Source organism: Burkholderia sp. Ax-1719 (assembly GCF_011753055.1).
Classification (GTDB): domain Bacteria; phylum Pseudomonadota; class Gammaproteobacteria; order Burkholderiales; family Burkholderiaceae; genus Paraburkholderia.
In genome coordinates this window covers 88639-105688 of the sequence record NZ_VWWJ01000002.1, presented here as the reverse complement: position 1 = coordinate 105688, position 17050 = coordinate 88639, and the positions used below count along the sequence as shown (strand labels likewise).

Genomic DNA, 17050 nt, shown 5'->3' with positions numbered 1-17050 from the left:
GCAGGCTGAAGGCTGGCCGTTACGCGCGCTCAGGGCGTAACGCCACTCAAGATCGCGTAACGTAACGCGCCCGCGCCACACACGGCGCGCGTTACGTAACCCACACTTTCTTACGCTGTCTTTCAAGTCCGTTGCGCGCGCATCGGATATGGCATGGCTCCTGCTTCGTCGCTGTCTATAACGACAAGGCGACACGCGCCGCTACGCCCGGCGGCGCGCGGGTTCGCCATGCCATGCCATGCGCACAGGACTTCGATGAGCACGCCCAGCGTCTATGAATCGGCCTTTCTCGCCGCGCCGTTTGGCGCTTTCCTGTGCCGCCCCGACGGCGTCTTCGCGCGCGTCAACGCGGCGTACGAGCAGTTGACGGGCTACCGCGAGCAGGATCTGATCGGCCAGCGTAAATTCCTCTCCCTGCACGACCCGGCTGAACTCGCGCGGCGCGTCGGCCCCTCGCCCACCACCGGCGCCAGCGCACTCGCCCAGTTTCGCGGCGAGTGGGCCTATGTGCGCCGCAACGGCACGCGCGTGCCGGTCTCGCTCGCCATGGCGCCGCTCACGGGCGCGCTCGAAGAACGCTATGCGGGGCACTACATCGGCATCGCCGTGGACACCACGCGCCACGCGCACGCCGAGGCGCGACTCTGGTACGTCTCCCATCACGACAGCGCGACGCGTCTGCCCAATCGCGAGCTGTTCCTCGAACGACTCGATCTCTCGCTCGCACGCGCCCGCCGCAGCAGGCAACCGCTCACGGTACTCGTGATCGAAATCGACGATCTGCAGAAGACGCGCGAAGCGCTCGGTCCCGAGGGCGCCGATCTGGCGCTCGAATATGCGGGCGCGCGCCTGCGGCGGCTGGCGCACGCGCAATGCGGCGACGTGCCGATGGGCTTTATCGGCGGCGACCAGTTTGCGCTGGCCTTGCCGGGCCGCGGCGACGACGCCCCGGAAATCGCCGAAGCGCTGATCGAAGCGTTTGCGCAGGGCGACGAACCGGAACACACCCCGCGCAACGCAAGCATGCAGACGCGGCATGGCGCGAAGGTCAATCTGAACATCGGCACGGCGCGCCATCCCGACGATGGCGACGATGCCGCCACGCTCGTGCGCCGCGCGGGCGTGGCGGTCTCCGAGGCGCGCCGCGCCGGGCGCGGTCAGGTGTGCCGTTTCGCGCGCGCGCAGGAGCAACGCGCGACCCGGCAACTGGAACTGGAAAACGCGTTGCGTCACGCTATCGATGCGCGCGAGTTATTTCTGCTGTACCAGCCGCGCGTGTCGCTGCAAACGGGCGCGATCGTGCAATCCGAAGCGCTGTTGCGCTGGCGGCATCCCGTGCATGGTCTCGTGAGTCCCGGCGAATTCATCCCCATCGCCGAAGAAGCGGCCTTGATCGACACCATCGGCGCGTGGGTCATGAACACGGCCTGCCGCGAAACCGGTCAATTGCAGCGCCTCGCGCGCACCATGCCGAAAGTGGCCGTGAACGTTTCGCCGCAGCAGTTCGTCAATCCGCAGTTCGCCGGTCAGATTGAAGCGGCGCTGGAGCGCGCCGCGCTCGCGCCCGATCAGCTTGAAATCGAAATCACCGAAAGCATGCTGTTCGCCGATGCGGGGCGAACTGTGCGCACGCTGCAGGCGCTGCGCGCGCTAGGTATCGAGGTGGCGGTGGACGACTTCGGCACGGGCTATTCGAATCTTGCGTGGCTCGCGAGCCTGCCGCTCAATCGGCTCAAGATCGACCGCTCTTTCGTCGCGAAGATGGCCGCCGATCCACGCAGCGAAGCGCTGGTGGGCGCGATCATTTCGATGGCGCACGCGCTGGAATTGAAGGTCACGGCCGAAGGGATCGAAACCGCCGCGCAGGCCCAACGTCTGCGCGAACTGGGCTGCGACGAGGCGCAAGGCTTCTGGTTTTCAAGGCCGGTTTCGTTGCAGACCTTGCGCACGCTGATCGCGCCCGTGCCGTACCTGCTGACGGGCGGGACCTGCGAGGCTTGAGCGAGCTTGAGCGGCGTTGGGCACCGCGCGGCGTCTAGCCGCCGCTCGATCCATGGCCGCCGCCGAAGCCGCGCGACCCGCCGCCGCTGCGGCTCGACGTAAAGCCGCCGCGTGAAATCGCGCGCCCTTCGCTGACCGAGACCGAAGACGGCGAGCGGCGGAATACCGATCCGCCCGAGCTGAGCGAACTTTCCCGCATCATCAATGAGGATACCGAACCGTGCAGCGGGCCGCGTGGCGCGTCTTCGGTATGCGTGCCGTTGGCGTGATAAACCGTGCCGCTGCGTGTGTAATACGGCCCGTACCAGTGGCCCGTATAGGCGAAGAACGAATGACCGCCGCCGCCCGATCCGCCGCTCGAGCTCACGCTGCTTGCGCCATTCTGCGTGGAAGCCACCGTCGTGCACTCATGCAGTTGCGGCAGCGCCGTGCCGCTATCGACACTCGCCGAACCCGCGACCGCAGCCACCGCGCCGTTATCCGACGGATCCTTCGTGCCCGGCGCATCGCACACATAGCCGCAATCGGAGGGCTGGTTCCAGTCCGCCAGACACGCGGCCAGCGAATCGTATTGCACGCGCTCGACATCGACAGCGCCATCGGCGTCAGAATCATTGCAGCTGCGAACCATGACGGTCAGCGCGATCGCCGTGCCGACGCCGATCAGTACCAGCTTCGGTGCTTGCGATTTCGCAGCGGACGCACCGCTTCGGCCGCCGCCACCGCGGTTCATCTGCGGCGCACGCGGCGCGCTGGAGCCGCGCTTCGCGGCGCTCGACTTTTTCTGTCCCACCTTGCTCATCGCTCGTTCTTGTCCCTGAAGTTTGCTACCTGACGCCGGCTCAATCGGCTGTGAAGTAATGCGGCACGAACCACGAGGTATTCGACGCGATCAACGCCGATTGCTCCCGCACGCACATGCCCGCCGGCGCATCGTCGACGATCCACGCGCCGAGCGTCACGAAGCGCTCGCCCTCGGCGGTCCAGAAGCGCGGGCACGGCATATACGCCTGATAAACGAAACCTTCCTCGCCATACTGGCCGCCGCGCTCGATGACGCCGTCGGGAGTCGTGAGCGTGACGTTCGCGCCTTCGCGCGACAGCAGCGGCTTTTTCGCGTGCGGCACGCCCGCGAAGCGCGCGGGGTCGAAAGTCGTTTCGAGCAGATTCGGATGGCCCGGAAACAGTTCCCAGAGAATCGGCAGAATGCCCTTGTTCGAGAGAATCATTTTCCAGGGCGGCTCAACCCACGCGCAGCGGTCCTTGAGCAGTTCCGCGCCGTAATCCGAATGCGCCATCCATTCCCACGGATAGAGCTTGAACATCAGCTCGATGGTGCGGCCTTCAAGATCGATAAACTGCCCGCACCCGTCGTTGCCGATATCGGGCATCGAAACCAGCTTGACGGACCATCCGGCCTGCACGGCCGTGTCCATCAGATATTCGACGTTGCACACGTCTTCCTGGCTGTCGAACATGCAGGCGAAGTGCAGCAGTTCCACATGCCGATAGTGCTCGCGCAATAGCCGCCAACGCTCGATCAGCGCTTCGTGCAGGCTGTTGAACTGATCGGCTTCGGGACGCACCTCCTCTTTCCAGAACCATTGCGCGAGGCTCGCTTCGATAATCGAGGTGGGCGTGTCCGCGTTGTATTCGAACATTTTCGGCACGCCAAGCGCGTCGAACGTGAAGTCGAAGCGACCATAGAGCGTGGGGTCGTCGCGCTCCCACGAGCGTGTGATCCATTCGCCCATCGGCGCGGAAATGCCCAGCCGCGCGAAGTCGCGTTTCGTGATGACATGCTCGACGGCGTCCAGGCAGCGCTGGTTCAGTTCGAGCGCCGCCGCATAGACGCGCTCGACTTCCTGCTCGCTGAACTGATAGGCCACGTCCTCGCGCCAATAGACGAAGGTGTGGTCGTCGACGGGTTGTGGCACGTCGTGTTCATCGAGCGAATGGAAGTGAAATCCAATGGCTTCGAGCCTGGCGGGCCAGCCGCGTCGCGGCATTTGTCGGGTTCGTTGCATGAGGGTCGCGTAGAAACGTCAGGCCGGTTGCGGGTCGCGCAACGTGATGCCGGGCAGAAGGAAATCGTCGAAGTAAAGCGTGTGCGAGTGCGCCTGGGGACGCCAGGCGGTTTGCACGCACTGGATCGGCTCCCAATACGGGCGGGCGAAATTCCAGGTGTGCTCGTCGTCGATCGCATCGGATTCGACGATGCCTTCGCGCGGATGCGATTCGATCCAGTGCATGCCCGCAACGAGGCTCGACACCACTTGCAGACTCGTGGCGTTGTTGCAGGGGGCCACCGTACGCGTGCGCGCAATCGACAACGCCGAGCCCATCCACACCGCAACGCCTCGCCCGCTCATTAGCAGCACGCCGAGTTCATCCTCGCCCGCCACAAGTTCATCCTTGAGGACGCGCTCGCGCCAGTTCGCGGCCGGCGCGCCGTGTTCGAGCAGGGCGAGCGACGCGATGGCGTCCTCGCAGGGACGATACGCGTAGTAGACCGTGGGCCGCCAGCACGCCGTGCCTGCTGATTCGTTCGCCGGGACCGTGAGGTAATCGGCGATGGAGAGCGACTCGTTGTGCGTGAGGATGCAGCCGGTGATCGCGCCGCGTAACGGGGTCCAGGTTTGCACCGCGATTTCGTGGCCGCGCTGGGTCAATTGCACGGCGGCGAGCTGGCCGCCCAAAGCAGTTGGCGAGACGCGGCCGCCTTCAGGCAAGCCGCGCTCATGCGTGCCCCAACCCAGTTCGACGGGTTGCAGGCATTCCGTCACAAATCCATCGACGGACCATGTGTTGACGAATTCATCGTCGTCACGCGCGAATTCAGCATGCTGCGTATCGCATTCGGAAATCTGGATCACGCGCACATCGAGGTCGCGCGCAAGCGCCGCCCATTGCTCGCGCGTGCGGGACGTTGGCGTTCGTGCTGGGAGACCGCCATGGTCAAGCACGCGCGCGAGCGCCAGCAGCGCCTGCTTCACCAGCAACGAAACAAAGCCCGGATTCGCGCCATGCGCAACAAGCGCCGTTGGTTGGCCCTTGCGTTCGTGCTGAAGCGCGAGCATCGCTTCGCGCAGCGCATGGTTGCTGGTGGCTTCGGATGCCTCGCGTTCCAGTTCATACGCCCACGGCTCGATACCCGTGTCCAGATAGAACGCGCCGCGAGACTGAGCCAGCTTGATGAGCGCCGTACTGCTGACGGCAGGGGCAAGATTCAGCAGGAACGCGCCCGCGTAAAGATGCGGCTTCAACACCGCCTGATAATTGCCGGCATCCACGCGGCAATGCAGCAGTTCCACATCCATTTCGCGGGCACGCGCGACGCGCACAACGTCGGCATGCTGATCGATTGCCACGATACGACGATGCGGATAATGCGAGCGCAATAGCGGAACCACAGCCTGCCCGATATTGCCGAAGCCGACCATGACGACTTGATCCATGCCAGACCTATTCTTTTTGAATTGCGAATTAGCGCTGCCGTTTAAATTACTTATGCGCTATGGGTTATATCGGTGTTTTTCTCCGATTCACCATTCGAATTAGCCATTCGAATTGGCCGTCGATTGTAATGGCAATATCGAAATCCGCTCAATGGGCGTGGCTGGCCACGTGAGCAAAGGCTCTTCAGGATCAAGGCCCGGCAGAGCGCCGGGCGATTTCGGATTAAGACTATCGCTATTGATCGCTCAATACGCCATTCACTGCGCCTGCATCATCCCCGACCAGACAATTTCCAGTTCCACCGCAATCGAACGGGCAAGACCGTCAAGGCCCGGAAATAGCGATGCATTGGTGATATTCATCCGATACAGCCATTTCATCGCGTCCATACGGATGCTTGCGGGCAGCACGATCTGGTGCAGCAGTTCTTCGTTGGTGTCGTAGCCGTCCAGAATTGCCTGCAAGGGTTTGTCGATCACGCCCGGCACGACGAAAGTGCCCGATTGAGCGACAAGACGGTCGTCCATTTCCGAAGGCTCGCCCGACCATAGAATTTCATGCGTATTGCAGAAGAAATAGCGTTCGAAATGACCCGGCGCGCGTGGGTCGATCACATCGCGTGTCAACGCCGGATCGGTTTTCGGGCGGGCGCGATTGTTCCATAGCGCCGGCGTGTTGAGCGCATAGACGGCGGCGTCGCCGGTCGCGCGTTCGAGTGCGAAAAACGCCGCCACAAAAGGGCTTTTGGTGAAATCGAGCAGACGCGTGGGCGCGCCGTGGTGCTGCATCAGCGCGAGGCAGCGCAGGTCGTCGGCGAGGATGTCGGGATGGGCGAGGAAGTTGTGCGCCTTGCGACGGAACACGCGGATCGCGCGCTCTTCGCGTGCGCGCCACTGGCTATGATCGTCCACATAATCGCGCATATAGCGCGAGAGCGAGCTTTCCAGTCGCCATTGGGCATTTTGCTGCCCGCGAAACGCCCAGCCGTCGAGCTGAGTCGTCAGCTCCATAAACTGGTTCCAGTCGGTGAGTTTGGTGGTCTGCATGCGTATGTCTCCTTGCTGCGGCACGCGGGCGTTGTTGCGCCCCGCGCGCCGCATTTACGTCAGACAAACTATCACACCCACCGTTACACCGTGAAGTCCGCGCCTGTACTCCCGTGTTGTACCCGTTTCAGGCGGCGGCGCGGCGCGCGTGCGCCTCGACCGGCACGCGGCTCACCCACGCCAGCGCCGCCAGACTGATCATCGCCGTGAGGATGAGGTAATAGCTGGGCGCGCTCTTGTCGCCGGTTGCGCCCAGCAGCCAGGTGACGATCGCGGGCGTGAACCCGCCGAACACCGTCACACCCACGTTATAGCCAATCGCCATACCCGTGGCGCGCGTGGCGGCGGGGAAAATTTCCGCCATCAAGGCAGGCAGCGCGCCAAAGTAAATCGATTTGAGCAGCGCGAGCCACGCGATCAGCACGAAGAGCGGCATGGCGCCCGCCTGCGAAGTCTGCGAGGTCACCCACACGAAGCCGGGATACGCCGTCAGCGCGAACAGCAGCGCAACCCACGTCATCTGGCGGCGACGTCCGATGCGATCGGATAGGTGGCCCGCGAACGGCGTCACCACCGTGAGGATCACGCCGCCCACCATCGTGGCGGCGAAGCCGGTGGCCGCGCCCAGATGCAGGTCGCGGATCGCGAAGGTCGGCACGTATTGCAGCAGATAGTTCACGGCGGTCGAAACCGTCAGCAGTCCGATCGATGTGAGCACAAGCTGTTTCTGGCGCGCGAAGACTTCGCGCACGGGCGATTCGGTACGCGCGGCGTGCGTGAAGTCTTCCGCATCTTCGATAAAGCGGCGCAGATAAAGACCGACCGGGCCGATCAGCAAGCCAAAGAAAAACGGCAGACGCCAGCCCCATGCGGCCAGATCGGCGGCCGGCATCGCCCGGGCGAGACCGTAGCCGAACGAAGCCGCAAGCAGCGTGGCCAGCCCTTGCGTCGCGAACTGCCAGCTCGCGATAAAGCCGCGCCGGTGCGGGGCGTGTTCGATCAGCATCGCCGTCGATGCGCCAAACTCGCCGCCCGCGGAAAAGCCCTGAATCAGACGCGCAGCCAGTACGGCCAGCGGTGCGGCCATGCCGATGCTCGCGTAATCGGGCACCAGCGCGATGATCGCCGTGCCAAGCATCATCAGGCTCACGGAAAGCATCAACGCCGCCTTGCGGCCGCGCCTGTCGGCATAGGCGCCCAGCACCATGCCGCCGAGCGGGCGCACCAGATACGACGCGCCGAACGCGCCAAAAGTGAGCAGCAGCGATGCGTTTTCGCTTGCGGCAGGAAAGAAATGCTTGCCGATGAACACCGCGAAAAAGCCGTAAATCGCAATGTCGAACCATTCAAGCGCATTGCCCGCCGACGTGGCGACGACGATCTGCGTAAGGCTGGGCCGCGGCTTTTTTTGCTGCGTTGTGGTGGCCGGGTTCGTGGTCATGGTGGTCTTCCTCGCAGGCGTTTTGAACGGGCGTCCGTGATTAGCGTTCGGCGGCAAGGCGCGTGGCATCGGCGCCCAGGTCGTACCAGAGGCCCGCCATCACGGCCAGCGCTTCGCGCGCCACGCTGCCCAGCAGATGCTCGTTGGGCGCGTGCTGCGCGCAGGCCGGATAGGAATGCGGCACCCACAGCGTGGGCAGACCCAGCGTTTCGGCGAACACGTCGTTGGGCACGGTGCCGCCCAGATTCGGCAGAAGCGCGGGCTTCTTGCCCGTGGTGTCGCGCAACGAGGTGAGCGCCCAGCGCACCCAGGCGTCGTCGGGGTCGAGGCGCGTGGCGGCGGCGGTCTGCTTCACCTGCACCTGCACGTCCTTGAAGCCGTGCTGCGCGAAGTGCGCTTCCAGATGCTCGCCCACGCGGGTGTAGTCGGTGCCCACCACGAAGCGCAGCTGGCAGGTCGCGTGCGCGCGCGGCGGGATCGCGTTGACGGGCGCATCGGGATTGCCGGCCTTGAACGCGAGCACTTCCAGCGTGTTCCAGCCGATCACGCGTTCGGTGGGTGTGAGCCCTGGCTCGCCCCAATCGGCGTCGACAGCAGGCGCGTTTTCGTCGCCGCCCAGTTCGATGTCGGCGAGCGCGGCGCGCACACTCGCGGGAATCGGCGGCGGACGCAGACCTTCGACGGCAATCGCGCCGTGGCGATCCACGAGACTGGCGATCGCGTGCGACAGCACGATGGCGGGATTGCGCAGCGCGCCGCCCCAGTTGCCCGAGTGATGCGCGCCTTCGCGCAGGTCGACGCGCAGTTCGAACGTCACACCGCCGCGCGAGCCAAGAAAGAGCGTCGGGCGCTCGGCGCTCACGCGCGGGCCGTCCGAGGCGATGAACACATCGGCGGCCAGCGCTTCGCGCTCTGCCGCACACACTTCGTTCAGACCCGGCGAGCCGATTTCCTCGCCGGTTTCGAAGATCACCTTGACGTTGTAGCCCAGCTTCCCATCGCGCTGCGCCAGCACCGCCGCGAGCGCCGCGAAGTTCACCGAATGCTGGCCCTTGTTGTCCGCCGTGCCGCGCCCGTACCAGCGGTCGCCCTCCACGCGCACTTCCCAGGGCTTGAGACCGTCGCGCCATTGCTCGTCGTAGCCGCGCACCACATCGCCGTGGCCATAGGTCAGCACGGTCGGCAGGGCGGGATCTTCGATGCGCTCAGCGATCAGGAACGGAGCGCGCGCGTTGATCGGGTTCGCCGCCACGCGGCTCGTAAAACCCAGCGCCGCGAGCGCGGGTGCGATTTCGTCGCTGAGATAGGAGGCGAGCGCATCGGCCTGCGCCGGATTCTGGCTCTCCGAGCGGAACGCCACGCGGCGTTCGAGATCGCGCAGGAAGTCGCCGCTATCGAAGTGTGCAAGCGCGGCGGCGATGGCCTGCCCGCGCGGTCCGGCGTCGGCCTGCGGGCTGGGTTGCACGGGGGTTTCAGTGGTTTCAAGCGCGCTCATCCAAGGGCTCCATTCGTCTTGTGTAGTGCAGATGTTGCGGAATGAACCCAGTCTATGAACGTCAAAAATTCGCAACAATTTCAAATTTTGCGGATAGCATTGCCAAAATGGCAACGCAACGCCACCACGCTCCGGGAGTTCAACACCATGCTGCACGGCATCGCCCTGCGCTATTTCATCGAAGTCGCGCGCACCGGCTCGCTCGCCGCGGCCTCGCAAACCTTGCATGTCGCGGTTTCAGCCATCAGCAGGCAGATCGCCAAGCTCGAAGAGGACGTGGGCACGCCGCTGTTCGAGCGCATGCCGCGCGGCATGGTGCTGACCGAATCGGGCGAACGTCTGGCCGCTCACGCGCGCCGCTCGCTGCTGGAAGGCGATGCGGTGCTCGCGGAAATCGCCGCCAGCAAGGCGCTGGGGCGCGGCATCGTGCGCGTGGGCTGCACCGAGGGCTTCACGCGCTCGTTCCTGCCAAGCGTGCTTGCGCGCCATCACGCCGCCGTGCCACATGTGCATTTCATGCTCCGTTCGGGCACGCCCGCGCAGGTCGAGCATTGGGTGGCGTCTGGCGAAGTCGATCTGGGGCTGTCGTTTTCGGGCGGAGACCCCGCCAAGGTGAGCGTGGAGTACAGCGCCGAGGCGAGCGTCTGCGCCCTGCTCGACGCGACGCATCCGCTCGCGCAACGCGATGCGCTCACGCTTGCGGATCTGGCCGCTTACCCGGTTGCGCTGCTCGAACGCGGCAACACCGCGCGGCAGTTGATCGACGCATGTTGCGCGCGCCAGGGGATCGAGTTGAATGCGATTCTCACGAGCAATAATTCGAGTGCGCTGCACGCGTTTGCCGCACTGGCAGGCGCGATCACGCTGGGAAGCCGGCTGTCGCTCGCGGGGCTGGTCACACGCGCCGATGAACTCGCGCTAGTCGCCCGCCCGATCGACGAACCGGAGTTGCGGCAGCGCCGCCTCTTTGTTACGACGATGCGCGAGCGGCGTTTGTCGTCGGCAATCGAGAGCGTGCTGAAGGCGCTCGTCGAGGCCATCGAAGCATCCGCGCTCGGCGACGACGTGGGTTGAGCGCGGGCGCGCACTATACTGGGATTGCGCTGACATTCCACTGACACAATGCTAACGACAGCGCTAACTGCGCGGCTAACTACGCCGCTAACTGCGCGCTCACCCTGCCCCGCGAGGCCCACATGCCAACGACGACACCCAAGGGCCGACCGGATCAGAACGGTCAGCAAAGCCAAAGTGGCCAGGGTGGCAATCGCCCCCATAGCGGACAGATCGTCGTCCTGAGCGGGCCGCCCGGCAGCGGCAAAACCTCGGTCGCCAAAGCGCTGATTCCCCTGCTGCCCCAACCAGTCGCGTGTATCGAGGGCGACCGGTTCTGGAAGTTCATCGTCAAGCCCGATGCGCGCGAGCGCCATCAGAACTTCCGCATCCTCATCCGTTCGATGACGGCCGCCTGCATCCCGTTCGCGCGTTCGGACTTCACCGTGGTGCTCGATTTTTCGATTCCGCCCGCGATGCTCGACACGCTGCGCACGATCGTCAAGGAAATCCCGCTGCACTATGTGCTGCTGCGTCCGAGCGTGGAAACCTGCGCGCTGCGAGCCGCAGGGCGCGACGCGGGCAAGATCGCCGACTACGAAACCTTGCGCGGCTTCTACACGCTGTTCGCAGGCGAAGGCGCTGGCGATGCGCTGTGCGATGAAACCGCATCGCCCGAAACCCTGGCCGCTCAAATCGTCAGTGGATTGGCGGCGGGACAATTCAAACGTTAGATGCACTAGCAGCGTGAGATCGATCGTTGCACACGCAACGTTATGCGCCTATTCATCTGACAAATAAAGCATGACGCAAGCGCAATAAAAGCTCGCGGATCGCATCGCCCACACCTTCAGTTCCCCTCGTCGCACGCCGATAAACATGGCGGGAAAGGCGGCAACGCACCGCCTTGCGCCATCAACCGTGGCTTGCCGCGCGCGGCTGCCTGCTCGGAGGAAACGGAGAACGTGAAGCGACTGTCGTTGAATCAAAAGGCGTGGAGCATCGTCGCGCTGCTGTGGATCGCCCTCGTGGTGCTGGTCGTGGTCAATGCGGTGATGACGCGCGTGGGCATGCTCGACGATCGCAAGGGCATGCTCGCGCAGGAAACGCAAACTGCGCTGGGTCTGATCGGCTTTTATCAGAAGGAAGCTTCGCAAGGTCATCTTTCCGCTGACGACGCCAGGCGCCAGGCCATCGCCGCACTGCGCGGACTGCGTTATGGCGCGGATCAGAGCGGCTATTTCGGCATCTACGATAGCGCCGCCACCGCGTTGCTGGTGCCGCCCAAGCCCGAGCTCGAAGGCAAGAGCCAGGCGGGCATGGTGGACTCGAACGGCACGCATATCGCGCAGGAGATCGTGAAGAGTTCGTCGCCGGGCGGCAATCACTTCAGCAGCTATGTGTGGCCGAAGCCGGGCCACAGCAGCCCGGTCGAGAAGATCAGCTATGCCGATGTCGTGCCCGACTGGGACTGGCATGTCTTCACTGGCGTCTATGTAGACGATATCGACGATGCCTTTTACGGCGCGCTGATCCGCAATCTCGCGCTGGTTGCGCTGGTGGGCGCGGCAATCACGCTCGGCATGTTCTGGCTGATTCGCAGCATCCGCACGAGTCTTGGCGGCGAGCCGGATTACGCCGCCGATATCTGCGAGCGCATCGCAGCGGGCGATCTCACGGCGCAGGTGCGCGTTGCCGCTGGCGACGACCGCAGCCTGCTCCACGCGATGAGCCAGATGCAGCGACAGCTCGTCGATACGGTGCAGCGCATCCAGACCTCGGCGGAATCGATCACGACGGGCGCGCATCAGATCGCCGCGGGCAATCGCGATCTGTCGCAGCGCACCGAAGAGCAAGCCGCCTCGCTCGAAGAAACCGCCGCGAGCATGGAGCAGTTCACCGCCGCCGTGAAGCACAACACCGACAACGCGCGCCAGGGCAACACGCTGGCCGTGAACGCATCCGACGTGGCCGCGCGCGGCGGCGAAGTCGTGCGCCGCGTGGTGACGACGATGCATGGCATCGCGCAGACATCGGAGCGCGTCGAACAGATCATCGGCGTGATCGACGGCATCGCGTTCCAGACCAATATTCTGGCGCTCAATGCGGCGGTGGAAGCCGCGCGCGCAGGTGAACAGGGTCGTGGCTTCGCGGTGGTGGCAGGCGAAGTGCGTACGCTCGCGCAGCGCAGCGCGAGCGCCGCCAAGGAGATCAAGGATCTGATCGGGCAATCGGTGACGCAGGTCGCGGAAGGCTCGAAACTCGTCGACGAAGCGGGCGCGACCATCGACGAAGTGGTGCAATCCGCACGACGCGTAGCCGATCTGATGGGCGAGATCGCAGCGGCATCGGAAGAGCAGCACACCGGCATCGAACAGGTCAATCGCGCGGTTGCGCAGATGGATGAAGTGACGCAGCAGAATGCGGCGCTGGTGGAAGAAGCATCGGCGGCGGCTCAGTCGATGGCGACGCAATCAGGTGGTCTGCGCGAGGTGGTGTCGGTGTTCCGTATTGGCTCGCAGCAGGGCGCGCCGATGCAAAACGGTACGGTGCGTCAGGCGCAGGCGGTGAGGCCGGTAGCGCTCAAACAGGAAAAGCGTGCTGCGCCCGCCCGCAAATCCGCGCCCCAGTCTGCGCCCCAATCTGCGCCCAAAGCCGCACCGAGGCCCACGCCGAAAGCGGCCGCGCCAACGCCCTCGCCCGTACTAGCGACAGCGGGCAGCGATCAGGATTGGGAAACGTTCTGATGATCGGATGATCGAATCGAAAAAGGGCACCCTGGGGTGCCCTTTTTTACCTCTGCGGCCGGACCTGGCTTGAGAAAACCTCAGGCCGCCTGTTGCGAGCGCAACCACTGCGCGTAGGTCACGAGATCCGGCGCGAGTTCGACGCCTTCAATGCGCGTCCAGCTCGTGTAGATATCCTGCGAACCCGGCACCTGCTGCGGCACCGCGAATTCCACGCGCGCCATGCCGGGCCGGTACGCTTCGTTCGGCCAGAACACCGGCATGATGCGGCGTCCTTCCATCTCGTCGCGCAAAGCGGCCGGGCCGCCTTCGTCGGTCACCACATCGCACTGCGCGTCCCAGTCGTGCGCGTCCCACGCGAGGAACACGCCGGCATGGCCCTGCGCGTCGAAGGTCAGCACTGCGTTCTGCTCGGGCCGCCAGTAGTATTCGACGATGCGCTCGCGCTGCGCGAGCGTTTGCAGCACGTCGGTCGTGCGGCGGTCCGCGTAGACCGCGCCCACCCCATGCACGCCGATATGGCCATGCTGCGCGCAGAACTTTTGCTGCGCGTTGGAAAGCGCCTGCGCAAGCTTGCGCGTCATGGCCGGGTCCGACTTCTTGACGTAGAAGTGAATCAGCCCCGCATTGAATGCGTCTACCGCGTGTGACTCGTCGGCGGTGCCGGTGAGCAGGATGCGCGTGCAGTTGGCATCCTTCACCGACGCGAGGAACTCCAGCCCGTCCTGGCCGGGCATGTCGTAGTCCACCACGATGGCGGCGACATCCTCGAAACGGGCGGCGTTGGCCAGCGCATCCTGGCCGAGCGCATTGCCGCCTTTCTTTTCGAATTCAGACCACGCCGCGCCCGACATGGGGCTGTGGCGCGCGCCGCGCTCGCTCGCGGTTTCGATAAACGTGCGCGCCTCGTCCTGCGAGGTGAAGAAATGATGCGTGGGCGCATGCGGGAAAAGACCGCGCAGTGCGTGAAGAAAATCCGCACTGTCGTCGAGAAAGACCACGGATACGGGGTAAAAAACCGGCTGCCTGACGATCGAACTCATGTATATGCCTCGGTGCTAGCGACTGCCTGCAAAACGATTGACCCTGGAGTGTGACGAATGACCCGCCTGGCGGGTTCCAGCAAGGGTTCACACAAACCGCATCGCAACGCCATCGCTGCCAGATTATGCGGCCTCATGCCAGGCTCGGCAACCGGTGCGCCCTGGTTGTTGTATGCGGCTGAACGCGTCGCGCACTGCCCGCGAACGCGTGAACCCGATGCGAATTTCATACACGATCTGCGTGGAATTTATGCGCAATACATGCGCATTTCACGCGAAATCGTTTGCGAGCACGTCTTGTGCCGCTAAGTGTCCAGCACGGTTTTGGCGGCCAGGCAACACGCACAGAATTGGGGGCATGTCTTCGTCCACAGAAGGCATGCGCGGCCCCGCCAGCGGCCATTTTCATCTGGAGTTCATTCAATGAACGCACGTGAATCCATCCCCGCAGTTCTCTCCCGTGGCGCCAACGGTTTTTCCGACGAAATCCTGGAAGCCACGCCTCCCAAAACGTTTCATCATGTCATCGACATTTATCTCAAGGACTCCAATGCCTTCATGAACACGTATTTCGCCCGCTATTTCGAGTGGCAGGGCATTGTCCGCGAACGCTGGTTCCACGAGTGTATTCATAACAATCTGCTCGCGGCAGGCGGCGTCTTCGTCACGAAGCGCGCGCACCAGGAATATGTGCAAGAGACGTTTCCGTTCCAGCGCGTCGATTGCTATATGAACACCTTCCAGGTGCGGCAATGCTCGGCGTATCTCGTGTTTCGCTTTTGCGTGGACGGGCGTCCCGTTTCGCTCGGCTACCAGCAGATTCTTTTTGCCGGTACCGACAAGCGGATTCGCCGCTTCCCGCCGGGCATCATCGAACGCGTCAAGGAATACGAAATCGTACTGCCCGCGGCGGCCCGCTAAGGCTGCCGTGTGGACGCCAATCGTAGGGGTGATGGCGATTAACCGAGGGCCGTAGCCCGTGCCGATTCAACCCGCGTAGTCCTGCCCCGCCGTCCAGCGGCGGGGCTTGCCCGATCCATCCTGAAGCGCGCGATCCGCCGAGGAGCCCGGCTCCGGCAGATAGAGCGTGAAGGTCGTCGCCACGTCCGGCACCGATTCACACGCAATCGCGCCGCCCAGCGCATCGGCCACGCGACGGCAGAACGCCAGCCCCATGCCCGAGCCCTTGCCGTGCGACTTGGTCGAATAGAACGGCTCGAAGATGCGCGGCAGCACGTTGGGCGCGATGCCGGGCCCGGTGTCGGTGAAGCGCAGCACGCAATAGCCGCCCTCGCTCGCCGTGTCGATTTTCACGCGGCCGCCCCCGCCCGCGTGAATCGCATAGAGCGCGTTCTTCAGCAGGTTGAACAGCACGAAAACCACCAGCGAATCCGAGCCGGAAAAACACAGTTGCGGATCGATCGGCTGCACGTGGACCAGTTCGCGCTCGCCGGCGCGAAACGGAAAGCGTTCGAGCGCCGCGTTCACACACGAGCGGATCGGGTAAGCCTCGAAGCTGCGCCGGTCGAGCCGGTCGAGCGTAAACGACGCGAGCGACATCTCGACCACCGTGCTGGTGCTGTCGACCTGACGCCGGATCGACGTGGCCAGCGACGAGAGCCGCTCCGACTGCCCCGGATAGAGCCCGTCCACGCAAAGCTGGTGCTGCACGGCAAGCTGATACCCGCGCATGAGTTCGGGCAGCACGTTGCCGATTTCCTCGGCGTGCATGCCGATGGCGGCGAGCGGCGTGGCCACTTCGTGCGCCACGGTCGCGGCGATCAGGTACGGGCGCATCAGGCCATAGCGCACGATGGTGACGGCCAGAATCCCCAGGCTCACAGCGATAAAGACAGCGCCCACCGGATAGAACGCCATGCCGTAGTTGACCGCGTAATCGGTGGCGGAGACGCTGTAGATCGCGAGGCTCAGCAGGCAAAGATCGAGCAGACGGCGGCGGTCGCGCGCCTGGGTCTGGCCGCGCGCCACGAACAGCAGCCAGCCGCTGCGCAGGGCGAGCAACACCGTCTGCGCGACGTGCACGGGATGCAGCAGCCCCGCGTGCGGATATTTGCCGAAGAAGAACGATCCGTAGCCTGCCACCACCTCGTCGCTCGCAATCAGCAGCATGGCGAGCACCGCGCTCACACCATACGAAGCGAGCAGGAAGGGCCGCTCGCTGCGCCGCGCGGAAACTTCGATATTGAAGTGATAGTAGGTGGTGGGGAGAAACAGGATGAACAGGTAGCCGAACTTGACGAGAATCTCAGCAAGCTCAGTATCGTTGGTCTGGAACAGGAATGCCCAGGTGCCCTGCCAGACGAAGGTGGTCGCGCACATGAGCGCGAACGGCACCGAAAGGCGCGAGACGCCTTCCGTCAGGAGTACGTACACGCCAAATCCCAGAAACAAGGCGGATACGAACGCGGGCAAGATCGAATACATAGTTTGTCGCGTGGATTCTTGTTTTCACGGCCCGGCGCGTGGCGTCGGCGCGCCGGCTCTCCCTGCTGGTCTGCGGTGAATCTGCGGCACCCGTACGCCGGATCGCGTGATCGCGGGCCGCTGGACCGTCCCGTGCGCAACCTTCGCGCCCGTGCGGCACGGGCTGCGAGATCACGCTCCGCATGCCCCAAATCAGGGCGTCCCCGTGCGGCTTTCGCTTCGTTTCGTGGTTCTTTTGCTTCGGCTTGACTTCGACTTTTTTGCTCAGTGGGTTGACTACGCATGCCGTCCGCATCACCTACACGGACGTGCGAATCCAT

At 64.2% G+C, this 17050-nt stretch carries 13 protein-coding genes; 5 read left to right on the top strand and 8 right to left on the bottom strand.

Features of this window, described 5'->3' with window-relative positions:
* The first annotated feature begins 255 nt into the window (after positions 1-255).
* Positions 256-2001 (top strand): GGDEF domain-containing phosphodiesterase, encoded by a 1746-nt coding sequence (locus tag F3J17_RS05505; protein ID WP_240160817.1) that lies wholly within the window; start codon positions 256-258, stop codon positions 1999-2001.
* A gap of 34 nt (positions 2002-2035) precedes the next feature.
* Here the strand turns inward: F3J17_RS05505 and F3J17_RS05500 are convergent, their stop codons facing one another.
* From F3J17_RS05500 to F3J17_RS05475, 6 genes are all read right to left on the bottom strand, one after another.
* Positions 2036-2803 (bottom strand): hypothetical protein, encoded by a 768-nt coding sequence (locus F3J17_RS05500; RefSeq protein ID WP_167054702.1) that lies wholly within the window; start codon positions 2801-2803, stop codon positions 2036-2038.
* A gap of 40 nt (positions 2804-2843) precedes the next feature.
* Positions 2844-4028: a glutathionylspermidine synthase family protein gene (locus F3J17_RS05495; protein WP_167054700.1), complete on the bottom strand. Its 1185-nt coding sequence runs from the start codon at positions 4026-4028 to the stop codon at positions 2844-2846.
* A gap of 18 nt (positions 4029-4046) precedes the next feature.
* A complete protein-coding gene (locus F3J17_RS05490) occupies positions 4047-5459 on the bottom strand; it encodes a saccharopine dehydrogenase NADP-binding domain-containing protein (protein WP_167054698.1) in 1413 nt (470 codons plus the stop codon).
* A 258-nt stretch (positions 5460-5717) separates the two neighbouring features.
* On the bottom strand, positions 5718-6506 hold the full coding sequence (locus F3J17_RS05485) for an FRG domain-containing protein (RefSeq protein ID WP_167054696.1): 789 nt from the start codon (positions 6504-6506) through the stop codon (positions 5718-5720).
* A 127-nt stretch (positions 6507-6633) separates the two neighbouring features.
* A complete protein-coding gene (locus F3J17_RS05480; RefSeq protein ID WP_167054695.1) occupies positions 6634-7947 on the bottom strand; it encodes an MFS transporter in 1314 nt (437 codons plus the stop codon).
* 40 nt (positions 7948-7987) lie between these two features.
* Complete coding sequence (locus F3J17_RS05475) at positions 7988-9442, bottom strand: M20 family metallopeptidase (RefSeq protein ID WP_167054693.1); 1455 nt, start codon at positions 9440-9442, stop codon at positions 7988-7990.
* Between the two features lie 147 nt (positions 9443-9589).
* Between F3J17_RS05475 and F3J17_RS05470 the strand changes: the two genes are divergently transcribed.
* The 3 genes from F3J17_RS05470 to F3J17_RS05460 all read left to right on the top strand — a co-directional run bounded on the left by F3J17_RS05470 (position 9590) and on the right by F3J17_RS05460 (position 13242).
* Complete coding sequence (locus F3J17_RS05470; protein WP_167055504.1) at positions 9590-10516, top strand: LysR family transcriptional regulator; 927 nt, start codon at positions 9590-9592, stop codon at positions 10514-10516.
* 122 nt (positions 10517-10638) lie between these two features.
* Positions 10639-11229, top strand: coding sequence for an AAA family ATPase (locus F3J17_RS05465; protein WP_167054691.1), 591 nt, complete (start codon positions 10639-10641; stop codon positions 11227-11229).
* A 231-nt stretch (positions 11230-11460) separates the two neighbouring features.
* Positions 11461-13242, top strand: coding sequence for a methyl-accepting chemotaxis protein (locus F3J17_RS05460; RefSeq protein WP_167054689.1), 1782 nt, complete (start codon positions 11461-11463; stop codon positions 13240-13242).
* Between the two features lie 80 nt (positions 13243-13322).
* Here the strand turns inward: F3J17_RS05460 and F3J17_RS05455 are convergent, their stop codons facing one another.
* Positions 13323-14285, bottom strand: coding sequence for a response regulator (locus F3J17_RS05455; RefSeq protein ID WP_167054687.1), 963 nt, complete (start codon positions 14283-14285; stop codon positions 13323-13325).
* A 423-nt stretch (positions 14286-14708) separates the two neighbouring features.
* Here F3J17_RS05455 and F3J17_RS05450 point away from each other — a divergent pair, with 423 nt between their 5' ends.
* Complete coding sequence (locus F3J17_RS05450; RefSeq protein ID WP_167055502.1) at positions 14709-15206, top strand: thioesterase family protein; 498 nt, start codon at positions 14709-14711, stop codon at positions 15204-15206.
* A gap of 66 nt (positions 15207-15272) precedes the next feature.
* Here F3J17_RS05450 and F3J17_RS05445 read toward each other — a convergent pair whose 3' ends face one another.
* Entirely contained in the window at positions 15273-16730 is a 1458-nt protein-coding gene (locus tag F3J17_RS05445; RefSeq protein WP_167054685.1) for a sensor histidine kinase, read from the bottom strand.
* Positions 16731-17050: the final 320 nt, after the last annotated feature.